The 21,754-nt window shown below is 71.2% G+C and carries 20 protein-coding genes and 2 riboswitches; of the genes, 16 read left to right on the top strand and 4 right to left on the bottom strand.

Going from position 1 to position 21,754, the window contains the following annotated elements; translation table 11 throughout:
• Positions 1 to 171 precede the first annotated feature (171 nt).
• Positions 172 to 816 carry a cob(I)yrinic acid a,c-diamide adenosyltransferase gene (gene cobO / locus V8J36_RS14670; RefSeq protein WP_336468059.1) on the bottom strand — a complete coding sequence of 215 codons (645 nt, stop codon included), beginning with the start codon at positions 814 to 816 and terminating at the stop codon, positions 172 to 174.
• A 37-nt stretch (positions 817 to 853) separates the two neighbouring features.
• A riboswitch (cobalamin riboswitch) is annotated at positions 854 to 1,075 on the top strand.
• A 93-nt stretch (positions 1,076 to 1,168) separates the two neighbouring features.
• Between cobO and V8J36_RS14675 the strand changes: the two genes are divergently transcribed.
• Genes V8J36_RS14675 through cobJ form a run of 7 tightly spaced genes read left to right on the top strand, consistent with a single transcriptional unit; the run spans position 1,169 to position 9,296 of the window.
• A complete protein-coding gene (locus V8J36_RS14675) occupies positions 1,169 to 1,528 on the top strand; it encodes a DUF1636 domain-containing protein (protein ID WP_336468060.1) in 360 nt (119 codons plus the stop codon).
• Positions 1,529 to 2,575 (top strand): cobalamin biosynthesis protein CobW, encoded by a 1,047-nt coding sequence (gene cobW, locus V8J36_RS14680; RefSeq protein WP_336468061.1) that lies wholly within the window; start codon positions 1,529 to 1,531, stop codon positions 2,573 to 2,575. It begins immediately after the preceding gene.
• A gap of 9 nt (positions 2,576 to 2,584) precedes the next feature.
• Positions 2,585 to 5,965, top strand: coding sequence for a cobaltochelatase subunit CobN (cobN, locus tag V8J36_RS14685; RefSeq protein WP_336468062.1), 3,381 nt, complete (start codon positions 2,585 to 2,587; stop codon positions 5,963 to 5,965).
• Positions 5,962 to 7,143, top strand: a complete 1,182-nt coding sequence (cobG, locus tag V8J36_RS14690; RefSeq protein ID WP_336468063.1) for a precorrin-3B synthase — start codon at positions 5,962 to 5,964, stop codon at positions 7,141 to 7,143. The genes cobN and cobG overlap by 4 nt, the downstream gene beginning before the upstream one ends.
• Entirely contained in the window at positions 7,127 to 7,756 is a 630-nt protein-coding gene (locus tag V8J36_RS14695) for a precorrin-8X methylmutase (RefSeq protein WP_336468064.1), read from the top strand. The genes cobG and V8J36_RS14695 overlap by 17 nt, the downstream gene beginning before the upstream one ends.
• An 11-nt stretch (positions 7,757 to 7,767) precedes the next feature.
• Positions 7,768 to 8,547, top strand: a complete 780-nt coding sequence (locus V8J36_RS14700; RefSeq protein ID WP_336468194.1) for a precorrin-2 C(20)-methyltransferase — start codon at positions 7,768 to 7,770, stop codon at positions 8,545 to 8,547.
• Positions 8,544 to 9,296, top strand: coding sequence for a precorrin-3B C(17)-methyltransferase (gene cobJ / locus V8J36_RS14705; protein ID WP_336468065.1), 753 nt, complete (start codon positions 8,544 to 8,546; stop codon positions 9,294 to 9,296). The genes V8J36_RS14700 and cobJ overlap by 4 nt, the downstream gene beginning before the upstream one ends.
• Here the strand turns inward: cobJ and V8J36_RS14710 are convergent.
• Entirely contained in the window at positions 9,248 to 10,012 is a 765-nt protein-coding gene (locus tag V8J36_RS14710; protein WP_336468066.1) for a cobalt-precorrin-6A reductase, read from the bottom strand. The two genes, cobJ and V8J36_RS14710, sit on opposite strands and share 49 nt — an antisense overlap.
• 1 nt (position 10,013) lies before the next feature.
• Here V8J36_RS14710 and cbiE point away from each other — a divergent pair, with 1 nt between their 5' ends.
• From cbiE to cobF, 7 genes are all read left to right on the top strand, one after another.
• On the top strand, positions 10,014 to 11,189 hold the full coding sequence (cbiE, locus tag V8J36_RS14715; protein WP_336468067.1) for a precorrin-6y C5,15-methyltransferase (decarboxylating) subunit CbiE: 1,176 nt from the start codon (positions 10,014 to 10,016) through the stop codon (positions 11,187 to 11,189).
• Complete coding sequence (locus V8J36_RS14720; RefSeq protein WP_336468068.1) at positions 11,186 to 11,548, top strand: cobalamin biosynthesis protein; 363 nt, start codon at positions 11,186 to 11,188, stop codon at positions 11,546 to 11,548. The genes cbiE and V8J36_RS14720 overlap by 4 nt, the downstream gene beginning before the upstream one ends.
• Positions 11,545 to 12,327, top strand: coding sequence for a precorrin-4 C(11)-methyltransferase (gene cobM, locus V8J36_RS14725; protein ID WP_336468069.1), 783 nt, complete (start codon positions 11,545 to 11,547; stop codon positions 12,325 to 12,327). Before V8J36_RS14720 ends, cobM begins: the two co-directional genes overlap by 4 nt.
• Complete coding sequence (locus V8J36_RS14730) at positions 12,324 to 13,643, top strand: cobyrinate a,c-diamide synthase (protein ID WP_336468070.1); 1,320 nt, start codon at positions 12,324 to 12,326, stop codon at positions 13,641 to 13,643. The genes cobM and V8J36_RS14730 overlap by 4 nt, the downstream gene beginning before the upstream one ends.
• The gene (cobA, locus tag V8J36_RS14735; protein ID WP_336468071.1) at positions 13,640 to 14,380 is read left to right on the top strand and encodes a uroporphyrinogen-III C-methyltransferase; all 741 of its coding nucleotides are present in this window, start codon (positions 13,640 to 13,642) and stop codon (positions 14,378 to 14,380) included. The genes V8J36_RS14730 and cobA overlap by 4 nt, the downstream gene beginning before the upstream one ends.
• A gap of 20 nt (positions 14,381 to 14,400) precedes the next feature.
• A riboswitch (cobalamin riboswitch) is annotated at positions 14,401 to 14,626 on the top strand.
• A 32-nt stretch (positions 14,627 to 14,658) separates the two neighbouring features.
• On the top strand, positions 14,659 to 15,336 hold the full coding sequence (locus tag V8J36_RS14740; protein ID WP_336468072.1) for an energy-coupling factor ABC transporter permease: 678 nt from the start codon (positions 14,659 to 14,661) through the stop codon (positions 15,334 to 15,336).
• Positions 15,337 to 15,417: 81 nt separating this feature from the next.
• Positions 15,418 to 16,158 (top strand): precorrin-6A synthase (deacetylating), encoded by a 741-nt coding sequence (gene cobF, locus V8J36_RS14745; RefSeq protein WP_336468073.1) that lies wholly within the window; start codon positions 15,418 to 15,420, stop codon positions 16,156 to 16,158.
• Here cobF and V8J36_RS14750 read toward each other — a convergent pair.
• Together V8J36_RS14750 and V8J36_RS14755 are read right to left on the bottom strand one after the other, a co-directional pair.
• The gene (locus tag V8J36_RS14750) at positions 16,155 to 17,456 is read right to left on the bottom strand and encodes a D-amino acid dehydrogenase (RefSeq protein ID WP_336468074.1); all 1,302 of its coding nucleotides are present in this window, start codon (positions 17,454 to 17,456) and stop codon (positions 16,155 to 16,157) included. The two genes, cobF and V8J36_RS14750, sit on opposite strands and share 4 nt — an antisense overlap.
• Before the next feature lie 330 nt (positions 17,457 to 17,786).
• On the bottom strand, positions 17,787 to 18,809 hold the full coding sequence (locus tag V8J36_RS14755) for a replication initiation protein (RefSeq protein ID WP_336468075.1): 1,023 nt from the start codon (positions 18,807 to 18,809) through the stop codon (positions 17,787 to 17,789).
• A gap of 647 nt (positions 18,810 to 19,456) precedes the next feature.
• On the opposite strand from V8J36_RS14755, the gene V8J36_RS14760 reads away from it, so the two are divergent.
• The gene (locus V8J36_RS14760) at positions 19,457 to 20,683 is read left to right on the top strand and encodes an AAA family ATPase (RefSeq protein WP_336468076.1); all 1,227 of its coding nucleotides are present in this window, start codon (positions 19,457 to 19,459) and stop codon (positions 20,681 to 20,683) included.
• Positions 20,680 to 21,702, top strand: a complete 1,023-nt coding sequence (locus tag V8J36_RS14765) for a ParB/RepB/Spo0J family partition protein (protein WP_336468077.1) — start codon at positions 20,680 to 20,682, stop codon at positions 21,700 to 21,702. Before V8J36_RS14760 ends, V8J36_RS14765 begins: the two co-directional genes overlap by 4 nt.
• Positions 21,703 to 21,754 lie beyond the last annotated feature (52 nt).

The raw sequence follows: 21,754 nt of genomic DNA on the forward strand, positions 1-21,754 counted from the left end.
CCGGCGTCACGGGCGCGAAAGCCAGCATCGCACCAGCGGCAGGCCGAACGCCGTCGCATGCCGGGCAGCCCGGCCCCTGCCCGATCACACCCAGGCCCCTGAGACCTCGGCGCGCGAACCGCCGAAGCGCCGGCGCGCGGACGACCCCCGCGCGCGGCACCTGTGGCAGGGTCAGAACTCGACGCCCGCCTGCCCCTTCACGCCCGAGCGGAACGGATGCTTGACCAGCGTCATCTCGGTCACCAGATCCGCGGCCTCGATCAGCGCCTCGCGCGCGTTGCGCCCGGTCAGCACGACATGGGTCATCGCCGGCTTCTCGTCGCGCAGGAAGGCCAGCACCTCGGCCTCGTCGAGATAGTCGTAGCGCAGCGCGATGTTGATCTCGTCCAGCAGCACCATGCGGATCGACGGGTCGCGGATCAGCTCCTTGGCCTTTTCCCAGCCCGCCCGGGCCGCGGCGATGTCGCGCGCCTTGTCCTGCGTCTCCCAGGTGAAGCCCTCGCCCATCGCGTGGAACTGGCACAGCTCGCCGAAATGCGTCGTCAGCAGCCGCCGCTCGCCGGTGTCCCAGGCGCCCTTGATGAACTGCACCACCGCGCAGGGCATGCCATGCGCCACGCAGCGCAGGATCATCCCGAAGCCAGAGGACGACTTGCCCTTCCCCGCCCCGGTATGAACGATGATCAGCCCCTTCTCGCCCTCCTTGGTCGCCATCATCCGGTCGCGCGCGGCCTTCTTCTTGGCCATCTTCTTCGCGTGGCGCTCGTCCTCGGACAGCGCCGGCGCGCTCTCCCCGACCTTGGTCTCGTCGCTCATCCGGGCCTCCTCAGCTTGACAAAAGCCCCCCTCCTGCCTCAGGTGGCGGGGCGCTGGTTCCTGTCCATAGGGCAGGCGAAGAGGGAATGCGATGCCCGGGTCCTCCCGGTCAAGCGCAGCCGCCCCCGCGACCGTGACCGGAAAGGTCCGCCCAAGGCCACTGTGCCCCCTCGGGGATGCGGGAAGGCGGGACGGACCGCTGGGGGGCCTCCTCCCTGGATCCGCAAGCCGGGAGACCTGCCGGCGCGGGAAAGTTTCGGGCGGACGGGGTGTTCCGCGACCGGCGCAAGGCGGCATGCCCGCCCTTTCGCCCGTTCGGCCCCCGCCCGCACTCACTGGGAGGCACCGCGCGATGACGGTCCTGCATGTCTGCACCACCTGCCGCGGCACCGAAGAGGTGCCCGAGGGCGGCCTGCGTCCCGGCGCCCGCCTGCACGCGGCCCTGACCGAAGGCCCGGCGCCCGCGGGCGTCACCGTGGTGCCCGTCGAATGCCTCTCGGCCTGCAACACCGGCTGCGCGGTCGCGCTCTCGGCCCCGGGCCGCTGGGCCTATGTCTACGGCCACATGACCCCCGCCGACGCGCCAGAGATCCTGAAGGGCGCCGCCGCCTATGCCGCCACCGCCGACGGGCTCGTGCCCTGGCGCGAGCGGCCCGTCATCTTCCGCAAGCAGTCGCTTGCCCGCATCCCCCCCATCCAGCAGGAGGCCTGAATGTCCGACCTCACGAAAATCCCCGTCACCGTGATCACCGGCTTCCTCGGCTCGGGCAAGACCACGCTGGTGCGCCACCTGCTGCAGAACCCCGGCGGCCGCCGCCTTGCCGTGCTGGTCAACGAATTCGGCACCGTCGGCGTCGATGGCGAGATCCTGAAGGGCTGCGCCGACGAGAACTGCCCGGAAGAGAACATCCTCGAGCTGGCGAACGGCTGCATCTGCTGCACCGTCGCCGACGATTTCATCCCGACGATCGAGAAGCTGCTCGCCCAGCCCGTGCGCCCCGAGCACATCCTGATCGAGACCTCGGGCCTCGCCCTGCCGAAGCCGCTCCTGAAGGCCTTCGACTGGCCCGCGATCCGCTCGAAGATCACCGTCGACGGCGTGATCGCGCTCGCCGATGCCGAAGCCGTGGCCGCCGGCCGCTTCGCCCCCGACGTGGACGCGGTGAACGCCCAGCGCGAGGCCGATGACAGCATCGACCACGAGACCCCGCTGTCGGAGGTGTTCGAGGACCAGATCGCCTGCGCCGACATCGTGCTTCTGACCAAGGCCGACCTCGCGGGCGAAGCGGGCCTTGCCGCCGCGCGCGAAGTGATCGCGGCCGAGGCGCCGCGCCCGCTGCCGACGATCCCGGTGACCGAGGGCGCGATCGACCCCGCCCTGATCCTCGGCCTGTCCGCCGCGGCCGAGGACGACCTCGCCAACCGCCCCTCGCATCACGACGGGCATGACGACCACGAGCATGACGATTTCGACACCGTCGTCATCGACCTGCCCGAGATCGCCGATCCCGCCGACCTCGCCACCCGCATCCAGCGCCTCGCCCGCGAACAGCAGATCCTGCGCGTGAAGGGCTACATCGCGGTCACCGGCAAGCCGATGCGGCTTCTGGTGCAGGCGGTGGGCGAGCGTGTGCGCCACCAGTTCGACGCGCCCTGGGGCGCGCGGCCCCGCGCCTCGCGGCTCGTGGTGATCGCAGAGCACGACCATGTCGACCTCGCCGCGATCCGCTCGGTCCTGCTCGACCCCGTCGAGGCCTGACGGGCGCCGATGCACGTCGTCTTCCGCGAAAGCCACGGCCTCGACGAGACGGCCACCCCCTACGATCCCGGGCAGAGCCCCGCGGATCTGGTGGTGCTGTCCTTCTCCGACAGCGACCTCGGCGCCTTCGCGGAAGGCTGGCGGCAGGCGAAAGCCCGCGATGCTGCAGCGCGGCGGTGTACAGGGGGTGTACAGGGGGTGCACGGGGATCACCCCCCCTCGGACCTGCCAAGCCTCAGACTTTGCAACCTTGTCGCGCTGAAGCACCCGATCTCGACCGACACCTATGCCGAGACCACCCTGCAGGGCGCCAAGGCCATCCTCGTGCGCCTGATCGGCGGCGAGGCCTATTGGCCCTACGGCCTCGCGACCCTTCAGGACCTCGCCCGCCGCCGCAACATCGCGCTGGCGCTCCTCCCAGCCGACGGCCAGGACGACCCGCGCCTGACGGCCCTCTCCACGGTCCCGAAATCGACCCTCGACCGGCTCAAGGCGCTCTGCGACACCGGCGGCGCCCTCGCCGCCGAAGCCGCGCTCTCGCAGCTCGCGCTCGCCGCCGGCCTCTGGCTCGCGCCCCCGCCCGGCGCCAAGACCCTGCCCGATCACGGCTTCTGGCACCCCACGACCGGCCCCCTCCCCGCCGGTGCTTTCTCATTGGCGAAAATATCCCGGGGGGGCGGCGCAGCCGCGGGGGCAGAGCCCCCTTCCCCCGCCGGCCAGAAGGCGCGCCCGCAGATCGCCGTCACCTTCTACCGCAGCTACCTGACCGCCGCCGACACCGACCCGATCGCCGCCCTGATCGCGGCGCTCGAGGCGCGGGGTTTCGCGGCCTACGGGATCTTCGCCCCCTCGCTGAAATCCCCTGCCACCGCCGCCTGGCTCGCCGCGCATCTCGCGGCGCACCCGCCCGCGGCCGTGGTCAACGCCACCGCCTTCTCGGCCCGCGACGGGCAGGGTCGCACCCCGTTCGACGCCCTCGACGCGCCCGTCTTCCAGGTCGCGCTTTCCACCGCGCGGCGCCGCGACTGGGCAGCGTCCGACCGCGGCCTCTCGCCCGCCGACCTTGCGATGCACGTGGTCCTGCCAGAGGTCGACGGCCGCCTGACCGCCGGGGTCATCAGCTTCAAGCAGCCCTCCCCCCGCGACCCCGATCTCGAGTGGTCGCGTTTCGCCCATCGCGCCGACCCCGACCGCATCGCCGCCGCCGTCGCACGGATTGCCGGCTGGCAACGGCTGCAAACCCTCGCCCCGGCTGAAAAAACCCTCGCGGTGGTGCTCTCGACCTACCCCGGCCGCGCGCATCAGATCGCCCATGCCGTCGGCCTCGACGCGCTGGCCTCGACCGAGGCGCTGCTCGCGGACCTCGCCGCCGCCGGCCATGACGCGCGCCCCGAACCCGACCTTGCCGACCGGCTCCTGTCCGAAACCCTCGACTGGCCGCTCGACGCCTATCGCGCGGCCCTCGCCACCCTGCCCGAGCCGTTGCAGCAGAGCCTGATCCAAGCCTGGGGCGCCCCCGAGGCCGACCCGCTTTGCGATGGCACCACCTTCCGCTTCCCCGCGCTCCGCCTCGGCCGCACCCTGGTCGCGCTGCAGCCCGAACGCGGCGAGGTCGCGACCCGCGACGACAGCTACCACGACCTCGCGCGCACCCCGCGCCACGGCTATGTCGCCTTCTACCTCTGGCTCCGCGCCCAAGGGGTCGACGCGATGATCCACATGGGCGCGCATGGCACGCTGGAATGGCTGCCGGGCAAATCCGTCGCCCTCTCGGCCGCCTGCTGGCCCGAGGCGCTGACCGGCGCGACCCCGGTGATCTACCCGTTCATCGTCAACGACCCCGGCGAGGCCGCGCAGGCCCGCCGCCGGATCGGGGCGATCACGCTCGGCCACCTGCCGCCGCCGCTCGCCGCCTCGGAAACGCCCGAGAGCCTGCGCGAACTGGAGCGGCTGCTCGACGAATATTCCACCGCCGACGGGCTCGACCCGGCGCGGCGCGACCGGCTGATCGCCGCGATCCGCACCGAGGCGCAGGCCGCGGGCGTGGAAACCGACCTCGCGATCCCCGCCACCGCCGCCCCGGCCGAGGCTATTCCCCAGATCGACCGCTTCGTCTGCGACCTGAAGGAAAGCCGCTTCGGCGACGGGCTGCATGTCTACGGCCGCGGGGCCTGCGGCGACGCCGAACGCGCGGGCCTGCGGGCGGCGCTTGGCGGCCGGCGGGTCGAGGCCGGCCCCTCGGGCTCGCCCGCCCGCGGCCGCAGCGACGTGCTGCCCACCGGGCGAAACCTCTATTCGGTCGATCCCCGCGCCGTGCCCTCGAAGGCCGCCCATGCGCAGGGCGTGCGGCTGGCCGAGGAACTGATCCGCCGCCACCTGCAGGATCAGGGCGACTGGCCCTCGGGGCTGGTCGTCGACCTCTGGGGCTCGGCCACGATGCGCACCGCGGGCGAGGATTTCGCCATGGCCCTGCATCTCGCGGGCCTTGCCCCCACCTGGGATGCCGGCTCGGGCCGGGTGACGGGGATCGAGGTCACACCGCTCGCACTCCTGAACCGCCCGCGCATCGACGTCACGCTGCGCGTCTCGGGCCTGTTCCGCGACATCTTCCCGGGCCTCGCCCAGCTGTTCGAGACCGGCACCGCCGCGCTGGCCGCGCGCGATGAAGACCCCGCCGACAACCCCTATCTGACGGAAATCCCCCGCCTCTTCGGCCCGAAACCCGGCCTCTACGGCGTCGGCATGACCGCCGAGCTTGACGATTTCACGCCCGAGGCCCGCGCCGCCGCCGGCGAGGCTTGGCTTGCCGCCTCGGCCTGGGCGATCGGCGCGGACGGCGAGGCGCACGAGGCCCGCGCCGCGCTCGAAACCCGCGTCCGCGGCGCCGACGCCTTCGTCCATGCCCAGGACCTTGCCGAATCCGACCTGCTGCTGGCCTCGGACTATGCCGCGCACGAGGCGGGCTTCGCCGCCGCCGCCGCGACGCTCGGCGCGGCGAAACCGAGCCTTTATCACCTCGACAACACCAACCCCGAAGCCCCGCGCGCCCGCAGCCTCACCGAAGAGATCGCCCGCGTCACCCGCGCCCGCGCCGCGAACCCGGCCTGGGCCACGGGGATGATGCGCCACGGCTTCCGCGGCGCCGCCGAGATCGCGGCGACGGCCGAGCACATGGCCGCCTTCGCCCATCTCGCGCAGGTGGTGCCGCCGCATCTTTTCGACCTCTACCATCAGGCGACGCTCGGCCGAGACGACCTCGTGGCCTTCATGCAGGACGCCAACCCCGCCGCCCTTGCCGCGCTGAGGGACGTTTTTCGCCGTCTTGCCGCCGCCGGGCTGTGGCACACAAGGTCCAATTCGATCGCGGCCGGGTTGGGAGGCGCGCCATGAGCGGGTTCGACATCAAGGGTTGGTGCCCCGGCGCGCTGCGCCCGATGGCATCGGGCGACGGGCTGGTGGTGCGGATCCGCGCCCATGCCGGACGGCTGACCCCCGAACAGGCGAACGGCATCGCGATGGCGGCGATGGCGCATGGCAATGGGCTTCTGGACCTGTCGGCCCGCGCCAACCTGCAGATCCGCGGCGTCACCGAGGACAGCCACCCCGCGCTGATCGCCGACCTGCGCCCGCTCGGCCTGATCGACGCCGATGTGGCGGCAGAGACCCGGCGCAACATCCTCGTGACCCCCTTCGCCGAGACGCGCGCGCTGGCCGCCGCGCTGGAAGCGGCTCTGGCCGGGCTGGAGGGCACGCTTCCGGGCAAGTTCGGCTTCGCGCTCGACACCGGGCCCCTCCGCCTGCTGACCCATGCCCCCGCCGACATCCGGATCGAGCGCGGGGCTGCGGGCGGGCTGATCCTGCGCGCCGACGGCGCGGCAACCGGCCTGCCGGTGACCGAGGCCGAGGGCCCTGCCAGGGCCGTGGCGCTGGCGCGCTGGTTCCTCGACACCGGCGGCGCGCCCGAGGGGCGGGGCCGGATGAAGGCGCATCTGAAGTCCGGCCACCTGCTGCCCGACGCGCTCACCGGCGCCGAATACCCCGCCGAGACCGCGCCGCTGCCCGGCCCCGGCCTGACCCCCGAGGGCGCGCTGATCGGCTTCGCGATGGGCGAGACCCGCGCCAAGACCCTGTCGGCGCTGGCCGGGATGGGCCATGACCTGATCCTGACGCCTTGGCGGATGATCCTGATCGCCGGCGCCACGCGGCTGCCCGCGCTGCCCCATGTCGTCACCGACCCGGAGGATCCGCTGCGCCGGGTCGTGGCCTGCACCGGCGCGCCGCGCTGTCCGCAGGCGCTGGCGCCCACCCGCGCGCTGGCCCGAGGCCTTGCCACCCATGTGCCGCCGGGCGCGCTGCTGCATGTCTCGGGCTGCGCCAAGGGCTGCGCGCATCCCGGCCCCGCCCCCTTCGTGCTGACCGCCACGGTCCACGGTTTCGACTTCGCCCGCGACGCCCGCGCCTCGGACGACCCCGCCATCCGCGACATCGGCCCCGAACGGCTGGCCGATCCCGCCCTTTTCACCGCGACACCGCCGCAGGACGACACGACCGATGCCCCATACCTATGAGACCGACGGCGCCGCCATCTATCTGGAAAGCTTCGCCACGATCCGGGCCGAGGCCGACCTCGCACGCTTCACCCGCGAGGAAGAGGTGGTCGCGGTCCGCATGATCCATGCGGCCGGCATGGTCGGGCTGGAACGCCACATCCGCTTTACCCCCGGCATGGCCATCGCCGCCCGTGCAGCGCTCGAGGCCGGCGCGCCGATCCTGTGCGATGCACGGATGGTCTCCGAAGGCATCACCCGCCCCCGCCTGCCCGCCGGCAATCAGGTGATCTGCACGTTGCACGACCCGTCGGTGCCCGAGCTTGCAAAGGCAATGTCGAACACCCGATCGGCCGCGGCTCTCGAATTGTGGCGTCCGCATCTGGAGGGCGCCGTGGTCGCGATCGGCAACGCGCCGACCGCGCTTTTCCACCTGCTGAACATGCTCGAGGATCCGGCCTGCCCGCGCCCTGCCGCGATCATCGGCTGCCCGGTGGGCTTCGTCGGCGCCGCGGAATCGAAGGCCGCGCTGATCGCCGCGCCCCCCTGCCCCGCCGTCGTGGTCGAGGGGCGCCTCGGCGGCTCGGCCATCACCGTGGCCGCGGTCAACGCGCTGGCCAGTCGCAAGGAGTGAGGCCCGTGCAGATGCCCCCCTCGCCCGCCGCCCAGCCGCATGAACCCGTGGTGAAGATCACCGGCCGGGTGATCTGCGCAGGCCTCGGCCCCGGCGACCCGGACCTTTTGTCGGTCAAGGCCGACCGGGTGATCCGCGCCGCGCGACACGTGGCCTTCTTCCGCAAGGCCGGCCGCGCCGGACAGGCGCGGCGCATCGTCGAGGGGATGATCGACGCGCAAGCCACCGAATACGCGATGGAATACCCGGTCACGACCGAGATCCCCTTCGACCATCCCGATTACATCACCGCGCTCGCGCGGTTCTACGACGACTGGGCCGCGCGCCTCGCCACGCTCGCCACCACCGAAGAGGTGGTGGTGCTGTGCGAGGGCGACCCGTTCTTCTACGGCTCGTTCATGCATCTGCATTCGCGCCTGCAGGGCCGCGTGCCGGTCGAGGTGATCCCCGGCATCCCCGGCATGGCCGGCTGCTGGCATGCAAGCGGCGTGCCGATCACCTGGGGCGACGACGTGATGACGGTGCTGATGGGCACCCTGCCCGAAGCCGAGCTCACCCGCCACGCGACCAGCGCCGACGCGCTGGTGATCATGAAGACCGGCCGCAACCTGCCGAAAGTGCGCCGCGCGCTGGCCGCCGCCGGGCGGTTGAACGACGCCTGGCTCGTGGAACGCGGCACCATGCCCGGCCAGCGCGTCGCCCGCCTGTCCGAGGTCGCCGACGCCGACTGCCCCTATTTCGCGATCGTCCTCGTCCACGGCCAGGGCCGCCGCCCGGAGATCGCCGAATGAGTGGTTGGCTCAAGGTGGTCGGCCTCGGCCCCGGCGCGGACGGGATGGTGACGCCCGAGGTCTCGGCGGCGCTGGCGGAGGCCACCGACATCGTCGGCTACATTCCCTATGTCGCCCGCGTCGCCCCGCGCCCGGGCCTGACGCTGCATCCCTCCGACAACCGGGTCGAGGCCGAGCGCGCCCGCGCCGCCCTCGACATGGCCCGCGCCGGCGCGCGGGTCGTCGTCGTCTCGTCCGGCGATCCCGGCGTCTTCGCGATGGCGGCGGCGGTGCTCGAGGTGCTGACGCCTGCGGACGACGCGCTCGACCTCCAGATCCTGCCCGGCATCACCGCGATGCTCGCCGCCGCCGCCCGCGCCGGCGCGCCTTTGGGCCACGATTTCTGCGCGATCAACCTCTCGGACAATCTCAAGCCCTGGGCGCTGGTCGAAAAGCGCCTCCGCCTTGCGGCCGAGGCCGATTTCGCCATGGCCTTCTACAATCCGCGCTCGAAATCCCGGCCCGAAGGCTTCGCCAAGGTGCTGGACCTCCTGCGCGGGGCCTGCGGGCCGGACCGGCTGATCATCTTCGCGCGCGCCGTCTCGACGCCCGAGGAACGGCTGACCACCGTGACGCTGGCCGAGGCGACGCCAGAGATGGCCGACATGCGCACCGTTGTGCTGGTGACGAACAGCCTTGGCCGCCGCGCCGGGCGCTTCGTCTATTCGCCGCGGTCGGCCCCCGAACCAACGGCGGCGGGGGCCTCGTGAAGCCAGCCCATCACCCCCTCGACCGAGCCGCGCACCGGGCGCGCCGGGATACCGGGCCGGTCGATCATCACCACCGGAACGCCCAGCGCGCGCGCGGCGTCGAGCTTGGCCCGCGCCCCGCTGCCGCCCGCGTTCTTGGCCACGACATGGGTGATGCCATGCGCCTGCATCAGCGCGCGGTCCTCGTCGAGCGTGAAGGGACCGCGGGCGATGACGACCTCGGCGTTCGGGATCGGCAGCGCCTCGGGCAGATCGACCAGCCGCAGCAGGAAGCGGTGGCGGTCCAGCGCCGCGAAGGCGCCAAGCGTCTGGCGGCCGATGGCCAGAAAGACATTGGCCGGGCTCTCGGGCAGCGCCGCCGCGGCCGCCGCCACATCGGGCACATGCCGCCAGTCGTCGCCCGCCCCCGCCACCCATGGCGGACGCTCGAAGGCGACCAGCGCCACGCCCGCCCGTGCGCAGGCCGTGACGGCATTGGCGCTGATCCGCGCGGCAAAGGGATGCGTCGCGTCGATCACATGGGTGATCGCGTTGGCGTGCAGGTAGTCCGCCAGCCCCTCGGCCCCGCCGAAGCCGCCGACCCGCACCGGGATCGGCTGCGCCACCGGCGCCTCGGTCCGGCCCGCGTAGGAAAAGATCGCGGGCAGGCGGTGATCGGCCAGAGCCCGCGCCATGCGGCTGGCCTCGGTGGTGCCGCCAAGAAGAAGGATGCGCATCGTGGCTGAGCCCTGGGTCACGATCATCGGTCTGGGCGAGGATGGCCTGAGCGGCCTGCCCCCCGCAAGCCGTGCCGCACTTGACGCGGCGGAGGTCGTCTTCGGCGGCGCCCGCCACCTCGATCTGGCCGGGATAGAGCCGCATCGCGCCCGTCCCTGGCCGGTACCCTTCGATGCCGAGCCGGTGCTGGCCCTGCGTGGCCGCCCGGTGGCGGTGCTGGCCTCGGGCGATCCGTTCTGGCACGGCGCCGGCGGCACCTTGGCCGCGCTGCTGAGCCCCGGCGACTGGCGCTGCCTGCCCGCGCCCTCGACGGTGTCGCTGGCGGCCGCGCGCCTCGGCTGGCGGCTGGAAGAGTGCCTGACGCTCGGCCTGCATGCCGCGCCCTTCGCGCGGCTGCGCCCGCTGCTGGCCCCCGGCACCCGCGCGCTCGTCACCCTGCGCGACGGCGCCGCGGCGGGCGAGATGGCGCAATGGCTGACCGATCAGGGCCACGGCCCCTCGCGGCTTTGGGTGATGGAGGCGCTCGGCGGCCCGCGCGAGCGGATCACCGCAACCACCGCCGAAACCTTCGCACTTGCCCCCGCCGCGCCCTGCCTGATGGCGATCGAGGCCGCGGGCACCGGTTTCCTGCCGCGCAGCCCCGGCCTGCCGGACGCGCTCTTCGCCCATGACGGGCAGATCACCAAGGCCCCGGTGCGGGCGCTGACCCTGTCGGCGCTCGCCCCCCGCCCCTGCGAACGGCTCTGGGACATCGGCGGCGGATCGGGCTCGGTCTCGGTCGAATGGTGCCTCGCGGGCGGTCTTGCCTGCACGATCGAGGCGAAGCCGGCCCGCGCCGCGAACATCCGCGCCAATGCCGACCGCTTCGGCCTCGCGCACCGCCTGTCGGTGACCGAGGGCACCGCCCCCGCCGCCCTCGCCGGCCTGCCCGAGCCGCAGGCGGTCTTCGTCGGCGGCGGCTTTTCGGCGCCGCTCTTCGCGACCCTTCAGGTCGCGGCCCCCGCCGCGCGGCTGGTCGTGAACGCAGTGACGCTGGAGACCGAGGCGCTGCTTGCGACCCTGCAGGCCGAGCATGGCGGCACGCTCCTGAAGGTGGAACTGTCCGAGGCGCAGCCGCTTGGCCGGATGCGCGGCTGGACCGCCGCACGGCCCGTCGTGCAATGGAGGCTCGGGTGATCGTCGCGGGCATCGGCTTCACCTCGCGCGCGACCGCGGCCTCGGTCGCCTCGGCGCTGGCCGCGACCGGCGGCGCGCCCACGCGGCTGGCGACTGCCGCCGCCAAGGCGGAGGTGCTGAAGACGCTGGTTTCGACCCTGAACCTGCCGGTTTCCAGCATTCCGCCCGAGGATCTGGCGGCGCAGACCACACTGACACACAGCGAAGCAAGTTCGAAGTCTTACAAAACGGGATCGGTGGCCGAGGCGGCAGCGCTGGCGGCAGCGGGCCCCGGCGCGCGGCTTCTGGGGCCGCGGGTGATCTCGGACGACAGACAAGCCACGGCAGCGCTCGCCGTTTCGGCAGGAGAAGACCCATGACCGTGCATTTCATCGGCGCCGGCCCCGGCGCGGCAGACCTTCTGACGCTGCGCGGGCGCGACCTGATCGCGGCCTCGCCCGTCTGCCTCTACGCCGGCTCGCTGGTGCCCGAGGGCGTGCTGGCCCATTGCCCGCCGGGTGCCCGGATCGTGAACACCGCGCCCCTCAGCCTCGACGAGATCATGGCCGAAATCGCCGCCGCCCATGCCGCGGGCCAGGACGTGGCGCGGCTGCATTCGGGCGACCTGTCGGTCTGGTCGGCGATGGGCGAGCAGCTGCGCCGCCTGCGCGAGATAGGCATCCCCTATGACGTGACCCCGGGCGTGCCCAGCTTCGCCGCCGCCGCCGCCACGCTCGGCGCGGAGCTGACCCTGCCCGGACAGGCGCAATCGGTGGTGCTGACCCGCACCTCGGGCCGCGCCACCGCGATGCCCGAGGCAGAGACGCTGGCCAATTTCGCCAAGACCGGCGCGGTGCTGGCGATCCACCTTTCCGTCCATGTCCTGCCGAAGGTGGTGGCCGAACTGACCCCGCATTACGGCCCCGACTGCCCCGTCGCCGTGGTCTGGCGCGCGAGCTGGCCCGACGAGCGGGTGGTCCGTGCCACCCTCGCCACCATCGAGGCCGCCACCGAAGACACGCTCGGCCGCACCGCACTGATCCTTGTCGGTCGGACCCTCGCGGCGGAGGGCTTCGGCGAAAGCAGGCTCTATGCCGGCGATTACGACCGCCGCTATCGCCCCGTCGGCACCGATCCGCGCTTCCCGGAGGTGGGATGATACCGCCTGGCCTGATCGTCTCGGCCCCGGCCTCGGGCACCGGCAAGACCACGGTCACGCTGGGGCTGGCGCGCGCCTTCGCGCGGGCGGGCACTGTCGTGCAGGCCTTCAAGAGCGGACCGGACTACATCGACCCCGCCTTCCACCGCGCCGCGACCGGTCGGCCGTCTGTCAACCTCGACAGCTGGGCGATGGGCGCAGGCCAGATCGCCGCGCTGATCGCGGCAGAGATGCCGGCGGAACTGGTGATTGCCGAGGGCTCGATGGGCCTGCATGACGGCGTCGCTGCCCCCGGCGAAAGCGGCACCGGGTCTTCGGCGGACCTCGCGGCGCTGACGGGCTGGCCGGTGGTGGTGGTGATCGACGCCTCGGGCCAGGCGCAGACGGCGGGGGCCGTGGCGCTGGGATTGGCCCGGTTCCGGGACGATATCCGCGTCGCGGGCGTGATCCTGAACCGCGTGGCCTCGCCCCGGCACGAGGCGCTTCTGCGCGCGGGCATCGAGGCCGCCGGCCTGACCGTGCTGGGCGCCCTGCCCCGGCTGGCCGCGATCGAGATGCCCGAACGCCACCTTGGCCTCGTGCAGGCCGAGGAACAGGCCGACCTCGACCGGATCCTCGAGGCCGCGGCCGATCTGGTCGCGCAACATTGCGATCTGGACGCGATCCGGGCCGCCGCCCTGCCCTGCCGACTGCACGCCGCGGGCCATCTCCCGCTGCCCCCGCCGGCCGAGCGGATCGCGCTGGCGCGCGACGCGGCCTTCAGCTTCGTCTATCCGCATCTGATCGCCGGCTGGCGCGCGGGCGGCGCGACGATCCTGCCGTTCTCGCCCCTGGCCGACGAGGGGCCGGACCCCAGCGCCGGCGCCTGCTGGTTGCCCGGCGGCTACCCCGAGCTGCACGCCCCGCGGCTCGCCGCCGCGCAGGGCTTCAAACGGGCTCTGAACCGCTTCGCAGAGACCAAGCCGGTGCATGGCGAATGCGGGGGCTACATGGCGATGGGCGCGGGGCTGGTGGCCAAGGACGGCACCCGCCATGCGATGGCCGGGCTTCTGGGGCTGGAGACCAGCTTCGCCAAGCGCAAGATGCACCTCGGCTACCGGCTCGCGGATCTGCAGACCCCCGCCCCCGGCCTGCCACCGCGCGCGCGCGGGCACGAATTCCACTATGCCACGATCCTGTCGCAGCCCGACGCGCCCCTGGCCCGCGTCACCGATGCGACCGGGGCGCTGGTGCCTGAAACAGGCTCTGCAAAGGCCTTTTCCGGTGGCGGCCGCGCCACCGGCAGCTTCTTCCACCTGATAGCCGAGGCGTCATGACCGAGCCCTTCCCCCCCGGCACCGTGGCCTTCGTCTCGGCCGGTCCCGGCGATCCCGAGCTGATGACCCTGAAAGCCGTCGCCCGGCTGAACGTCGCCGACGTGATCCTGTTCGACGATCTCGCCTCGGGCCCCGTGCTCAGCCACGCCCGTCCCGAGGCCGAACTGCTGGCGGTGGGCAAGCGCGCCGGCCGCCCCTCGGCCAAGCAGGATCATGTCAACCGGCTGATCGTCGAACATGCGCAGCGCGGCCTGCGCGTCGTGCGGCTGAAATCCGGGGATTCGGGTCTGTTCGGGCGGCTTGAAGAGGAAATCGTCGCGCTGCGCGCCGCGGGAATCGGGTTCGAAATCGTGCCCGGCGTGCCCTCGGCCTGCGCCGCGGCCGCCGCGGCCGGCATCCCGCTGACCCGGCGGCTGACCGCGCGGCGCGTGCAGTTCATCACCGGCGCCGACGTGACCGGCGGCCTGCCCGAGGACATGAACTGGCCCGCCCTCGCCGACCCCGAGGCCACGACCGTCGTGTTCATGGGCCGCCGCACCTTCCCGACCTTCGCAACCGAGCTGATGACCCGCGGCCTCTCGCCCGACACCCCCGCCCTGATCGCCGAAGCCGTCAGCCAGCCGGACCAGAGCCTGAGCCGGATGACGCTCGCAACCCTCGCCGCCCGTCTCGCGCATGAGACACCGGGCACCAGCCCCGCGCTGATCCTCTACGGTCCGCTCGCTGACGAGGCTTGACGGAGCGGCTCACAAGGACTTTACCTGAACACCTCTTTGGTGCCCGCGAAGACGCCCCAGGCGTCGGGCTTCATCGGGAACGGGGAAGGGCGGACCCAATCGCGGCGCCCGAAGCCCCGGCCGCCCCCGCGACTGTATGCGGTGAGGCGGGCCTGCCCTGAGCGCCACTGGACCGAAGGTCCGGGAAGGCCGCAGACCCGCCCTCGACCCGCGAGCCAGGAGACCGGCCCTAGAGGAGACCCTCAACCGCCGTCGGGTGTGACGGCAAGGAGACCGACATGCATATCGAACACGGCGTCGTCACCGGCGCCAAACTGCTTCTGAGCCTTGGCACCGCCGCCGCCGCGGGCCTCACCACCCTGAAGATGGCCGCCGAGGCCGCCGTCGAGAAGGGCATCCCCTCGCTCGCCGCCCGCTCGGCGCTTTCGACCGCCGCGGTCTTCACCTTCTTCCAGGTGCTGCCGCATCACCCGGTGGGCGTCTCCGAGGTGCACCTGATCCTCGGATCGACCCTGTTCCTGCTGTTCGGCGCCGCCCCGGCCGCGATCGGCCTCGCGCTGGGCCTGCTGCTGCAGGGCCTGTTCTTCGTGCCGACCGACCTGCCGCAATACGGCATGAACGTCACCACGCTGCTGGTGCCGCTCTTCGGCCTGCGGATGCTGGCCGCGCGGATCATCGCGCCCGGCACCGCCTATGTGGACCTGAGCTATGCGCAGGCGCTGAAGCTTTCTACCGCCTACCAGGGCGGCATCGTCGCCTGGGTCGGGTTCTGGGCGCTTTACGGTCACGGCTTCGAGGCCGCGAACCTTGCCGCCATCGGCTCCTTCGGGGTCGCCTACATGTCGGTCGTGCTGCTGGAGCCGCTCGTTGACCTCGCCGTTCTGGCAGCTGCCAAGTCATTGAAAGGACTTGATAAGTCAGGCATCGTGACGCCGCGGCTGCACAACGCCGCCTGATCTTCCGCCGGCGCGCGAAACCGTCTAACTCTTGCGGGCCCCGGGATCATCCCCGGGGCCCGTTCGCATCCGGAGGCCCCCATGATCCAGCTCTCGCTCGTCGGTATCGGCACCGGGCATCCGAAGCACCTGACCTTCCAGGCGGCCGAGGCGCTGCGGGCGGCCGACATCGTGCTTATCCCCGAGAAGGGCGAGGACAAGGCCGACCTCGCCGATCTGCGCCGCGCCATCGCAGGCGAGGTTCTGGGAGACGTCTCGAAGCTGCGCCCCTTCCCCCTGCCCGTCCGCGATCCGGCGATCCCCGACTACGAGGCCCGCGTCTCGGACTGGCACGACCGCATCGCGCGGGTCTGGGATGAGGCGATCGGCCCCGGCCCGGCGAAGGTGGCGCTGATGGTCTGGGGCGATCCGTCGCTTTACGATTCCACCCTGCGGATCGCGGAACGGCTTGCGGCGGTGAGATCCGCGTCGGTCGAGGTGATCCCCGGCGTGACCTCGATCCAGGCGCTGTGCGCGGCGCACCGTATCCCGCTGAACGAGGTCGGAAAGCCCTTCTTGGTCACCACCGGGCGGCGATTGCGCGACGAGGGCTGGCCCGTGAGCGCGGACACCGTGGTGGTGATGCTGGATGCGGGCGGCGCTTTCGAAGCGATTGCGCCCGAAGGCGTGACGATCTGGTGGTCGGCCTATGCGGGGATGGCGGAAGAGATCCTGATCGCGGGCCCCCTGCCCGAGGTCTCGGCCCGGATCCTGGACACACGCGCCGCGGCGCGGGCGCGCCACGGCTGGATCATGGACATCTACCTGATGCGCCGGGCTTAGGCCGGCTGCAGGCTGCCGCGGGCCTTGGCGAGTTTCACCGCGGTCTTCACATAGCGCGCATAGCCAAGGTCGCTGGCGTCGATGTCGGTCGCACGGCCCGAGATCAGATCGGCGATGACGCGCGCCGAGCCCGCCGACATCGTCCAGCCCAGCGTGCCGTGACCGGTGTTCAGCCAGAGGTTCTCGACCGGCGAGCGCCCCACGACCGGGGTGCCGTCGGGCGTCATCGGGCGCAGGCCGGTCCAGAAGCTGGCCGCCTTCAGGTCGCCGCCGCCCACGAACAGGCTGCCGGCAGAACGTTCCAGCGTGCCGCGACGCTTGTCGTTCAGGCTCTGGTCGAAGCCGTTGATTTCTGCGAGGCCGCCGATGCGGATCCGGTCGCCCAGCCGGGTGATCGCGACCTTGAACGTTTCGTCCATCACCGTCGATTCCGGGGCGCGCGCGGCGTCGAGGATCGGCGCGGTCAGCGAGTAGCCCTTGACCGGATAGATCGGCAGCCGGAAGCCAAGGGCCGCGGTCAGCGCCGGCGAATGCGAGCCGAGCGCCAGCACGAAGGCATCGGCATGGACGAGGCCGCGGTCGGTCTCGACCGCCTCGATCCGGCCGGCGCGGGCGACGAGCCGGCGGATGCCGACGCCCCAGCGGAAGGCCACGCCCGCCGCCGCCGCCATCTCGGCCAGGCGGTTCGAGAACTTGAAGCAGTCGCCGGTCTGGTCGTTCGGCAGCCGCAGACCGCCCGCGATCAGATGCGCGGCCCCGGCCATGCCAGGCTCGGCCGCAAGGCAGCCGGCGCGGTCAAGCTCCTCGAAGGCGACGCCGTCCTCCTTCAGGACCTTGATGTCCTTCTGCACCGCTTCGATCTGCTTGTCGGAGCGGAACACCTGCAGGGTGCCCTTCTGGCGGTCGTCGAAGGTGATGCCGGTGGTGGCGCGCAGCGCATCCAGCCGGTCGCGGCTGTATTCCGCAAGCCGGGTCATCCGCGACTTGTTAACCGCATAGGCCGCCGAGGTGCAGTTGCCCAGCATCTCGCCCAGCCAGGTCAGCTTCAGCCGGTCGGGGCGCAGGTTCAGGATCAGCGGCGCGTCCTTCTGGAACATCCATTTGACGGCCTTCATCGGAATGCCCGGCGCGGCCCAGGGCGTCGAGTAGCCGGGGCTGACCTCGCCGGCATTGGCGAAGCTCGTCTCGAGCGCCGGGCCCGGCTGGCGGTCGATCACGGTGACCTCGTGACCGGCCTGGGCAAGCTCCCAGGCGGTGGTGACGCCGATGACCCCTGCCCCCAGAACCACGATGCGCATGCGATGATCTCCGATCTCTTGCTGCCGATGCCGTTGATGTCGAAGGATATCGCTTGCGGCAGAAATGTTTTGGCAAGATGGCCCGCGTTTGACGGCATTCGCGCAATCCTGTTGCGATACTTCGGGATGTTTGTCGAAGTTTCTGCGGCGAGGTCGTGACAAGCTCGCAGGTCGTCCCGGGAATCGGCGCCCGGGCGCAAGAAATGGGGGCTCTGCCCCCGCCGCGCGTGCCGCGCGACTCCCCCGGGATACTTCGACCAATGCGAAAGCCGGGGGTAAGTCGCTGAAAGTGAGCGTTAATGCGCCGAATTGCCAATTGGCAATTTCCGGTCAGGCGGGGTTCGCTTCGGCGTAGCGGCGCAGGAACGCCAGGAAGGCGCGGTCGGGGTCGTCCGCCGCGGGCTTGCCGGCGGCCCAGGCGCGCCATTCGCCCTCGACGAAGTAGATGTCGAAGCCGGGATGACGCAGGCGGGCGGTTTCATAGGTTTCGGTGCGCAGCGCCGGGCCGCGGGCATCGAGCCATGCCGGGCGCGGCCTTGCCGGCGCGGTGGGGGTGACCTCTTCGGTGCGCGCCTCGGCGCGGACGCGGCGCCCGACCTTCGAGAACTGCAGCGCGCGGTCGGCAGCACCGCTCGCGTCGCCATCCTTGCGCCACCAGCGCAGCTCGACATGCGTGACCGCGCGGCCGGTCTTGATGGGCTCGATCTCGACGATGTAGTCCGACAGCGCGTTGACCTCGGCGACTGCCGGGTCGATCGCGCGCAGCTTCAGGTTCGACCAGGACGTAAGCTTACCTTTCGGGACGCCGAGGATGCCGCGCAGCTGGTCGAGGGCGAATTTCTCGGAGGCCTTCCAGCGCAGGTTGCCGCGCTTCTGCACCATCTCGTAGAGCGTCAGCGCGTATTTCGACGACAGTGCGAACATCACCTCGCGCTGCAGGCGGGCGAAGACCTGGCTGTTGCCGATGATCTTGCGAAGCCGCGCCGGGATCTCGTATTCCAGAAGCCCGTCGGACCGCAGCGCCTCGAGGTTGCCGCCCAGAAGCTGGACCCGTTCGATCGCGGGCTTGCCGTCCCAGACCACGCCGACCTTCACGATCGCCTGCATCAGCCGTTCGAGGCTTTCACCGACCCGGTCGTTGGAATTGTGGCTTCCGCGCAGGACCGCCTTCGAGATGACATGGGTCACCGGCTTCTCGATCGCCTCCCAAGCGTTCTCGAGAAGCTGGTTGTAGATCCGGCGATCGTTGAGCGTCAGCGGCGTGACCTCGATCAGGTCCACCAGCTCGCCGGGCTTGATCAGGCTCTCGGCATTCGGACGCGCCTCGACGGTGCGATAGGATTTCTCTGCCATGGGTCTGTCCCGTGGCCACGGTTGATCCGCGGCGCTTACATCTGCTCTGCTTACTTTTGTAGCGAGGTGGGCGTAAGCTTTCAATGGATTCGGCGTGCGGGGCGGGGCTGGCCCGGCGGGGTCACCCGAAACGTAAGGCTTCGCCCGGAAACCCTCGAATCGGCGATTCGCAGCACACTGGAATGATTGACGAATTTCAGACTATCCACAGCCCCCTTTCGCCGCACCCGGAATGTAAGGCTTGGACGGCACCCGGGCAGTAAGGATTGGGGTCCCGAGAGGTAAGGCCAGCCGTCCCGGGACGTAAGCGAAACCGTCCCGATCGGTAAGCGATGCGGCCGCCAAACGGCTCTGTTGCAGGGGTTTCGGCTCTGCGAATATAAGAACCCAAAGAAATCTGAACCCAGGCGGTTTTTTTCGATTTGAGAGATTTCGGGGGGCCAGGGATCCGATCGGGTCGCCAATTGGAAACTCTTACCGATTGGGTGATCGCGGCCCGTGAAACGCGGCGCAAGCCTCTGGCTTCCCGTTCTGACGCGGCGCAGCGCCCACTATCGGTTTTTTCGGCATCACCCGCGGATTTCCGAACTTTACGCCGGAGCCGGTCTGACGCATTCTCCGCTCAAACAAATCAATATGAGCCGAGCATGACCACAGACACCGAAAGCCGCGGGGCGACGCCGGTCCTCCCGCCCGTCAGCCTCGACGAGCTGTCGCTGCTGACCCGTCGCGCCTCGACCGTGATCGAGCGCCTGCGCGAGCGCGTGTTCTCGCCCGGGACCGAGAAGCGGCTCGAGCTGACCTTCAACGTGCGTACCGCCGCCGAGATGGTGGGCCGGACCGAGAAGGCGATCCGCGATGCGGAGGCCGACGGCCGCCTGCCCGAGCCCGAGAAGGACCCCGAGACCGGGCGCCGCAACGGCTACAGCCTGGCCGAGGTCAACCGGATGCGCGCGGTCTTCGGCACCCAGCCGCACCGGGCCGAGGGCGATCCGCCGCTGGTGCTGGCGGTGCAGAACTTCAAGGGCGGGGTCGGCAAATCGACCCTCGTCACCCATCTGGCGCAGTATTTCGCGCTGAAGGGCTACCGGGTCTGCGTCATCGACTGCGACAGCCAGGCCTCGACCACCGCGGTCTTCGGGCTGAACCCCGACGTGGATGTCGACGAGGAGGAGGACACGCTCTACCCGTTCTTCCGCCACGGCGGGCCGAAGACGCTGCACTATGCGCTGCGCGCCACCTATTGGCCGGGGCTGGCGCTGATCCCGGCGAACCTTGGGCTTTACGACGCCGAGTACGAATTCGCGGCGCGGATGGCACGGGACCCGGCCTTCATCCTCGACCGGCTGCGCGAGGGGGTGGAGAGCATCAGCGACCAGTTCGACGTCATCCTGCTCGACCCGCCGCCGGCGCTGGGAATGCTGTCGCTGTCGGTGCTGCGCGCCGCGAACGCGCTGCTGGTGCCGACGCCGCCGAACAACATCGACTTCGCCTCGACCGCGCACTTCCTGAAGATGATGGAGGCGACGCTGGCCGAGCTGGCCCGCCACGGGGGCGCGCGCCAGTACAGCTTCGTTAAGATCCTGGCGTCGAAGATGAACGACCAGAAATCGGCACATCTGGCGATCAAGCGGATGATGGACGCGGTCTTCCCGCAGGACATGCTGGCCGCGACCCTGAAGGACTCGGCCGAGATCGACAACGCCACCGCCAATCTCGGCACGGTCTACGAACTGACCGGCGCCGCGACCCGGACCGAAACCCACAAGAGGTGCCGGGCCTATCTGGACGCCGTCGGCCGCGAGGTCGAACTGCTGGCGCGCAAGACATGGCCCAGCCACCACAAGGCCCTGCGCAAGGAGGGAGTGCTGTGAGCAAGCGACACGACGCCGTCTTCGACGACATCCTGAAGGACATGGCCGCGCCCGAGGCGCCGAAGCCTGCCGCGCCGGTCGAGGCCCGGACGGAAGACCGCGCGGGGGCGCGGTTCCTGAACCGGCAGAACGCGCTGAGCGATACGAGTGCGCGCGAAGAGAAGCTGCTGCGCTGGGTCGATCCCGAGCGGTGCGTGATGTGGGAGCGGCACAACCGCGCCTATGACCAGCTGACCGAGGAGAACTGCCGCGAGCTGATCGACTCGATCAAGGCGCAGGGGCGGCAGGAATTCCCGGCCGTCGTCCGCCGGCTGTCGCGGCAGGAGGCTGCGGCGCGGGGGGCCGATTACGAGGTGGTCTGCGGCGCGCGTCGGCATTTCGCCGTCACCTGGCTGCGCGACAACAACTATCCGCAGTTCCGCTACCTGATCGAAGAGCGCGACCTGACGGATGAAGAGGCCTTCCGGCTGGCCGATATCGAGAACCGTGACCGCGAGGATCTGTCGGATCTGGAGCGGGCGCGCGACTATGCCTCGGCGCTCGACCTGTATTACGGCGGCCGGCAGAAGACGATGGCCGAGCGGCTGGAAGTGTCCGAGGCCTGGCTGTCGCGCTACCTGCAGCTGGCGCGGCTGCCCGAAGAAGTGGTCGCGGCCTTCGCCTCGATCCGCGACATCAAGGAGCTGCACGCGCGGGCGCTGCGCCCGATGCTGGCCGATGCCGAGCACAAGGTGATCGCCGAGGCGCGGGCGCTGGCGGCCGAGCAGGCGCGGGCGCGGGACGGGCAGGGCGAGGCGGTGCATGTCGCCAAGGTGCTGGCCCGGCTGAAATCGGCCTGGAAGGGCCCGAAGCCCGAGGCGGGCGCACGCGGGCTGGTGTTCCGCCGCAGCCCGCACGAGAGCGGCGTGGTGATGCGGCGCAAGGGCAAGTCGGTGTCGCTCGAATTCTCGGACAATCTTTCGGAGGCGGCGCTGCGGGCGGCGCTGGAAGCCTATCTAATTCACCGGTTCCGCGGCTGATCGGACCGGGGCGGGGGGGGGGGGGGGGGGGGGGGGGGGGGGGGGGGGGGGG

The sequence above is a fragment of the Frigidibacter sp. MR17.14 genome (assembly GCF_037095735.1).
Lineage (GTDB): Bacteria > Pseudomonadota > Alphaproteobacteria > Rhodobacterales > Rhodobacteraceae > Frigidibacter.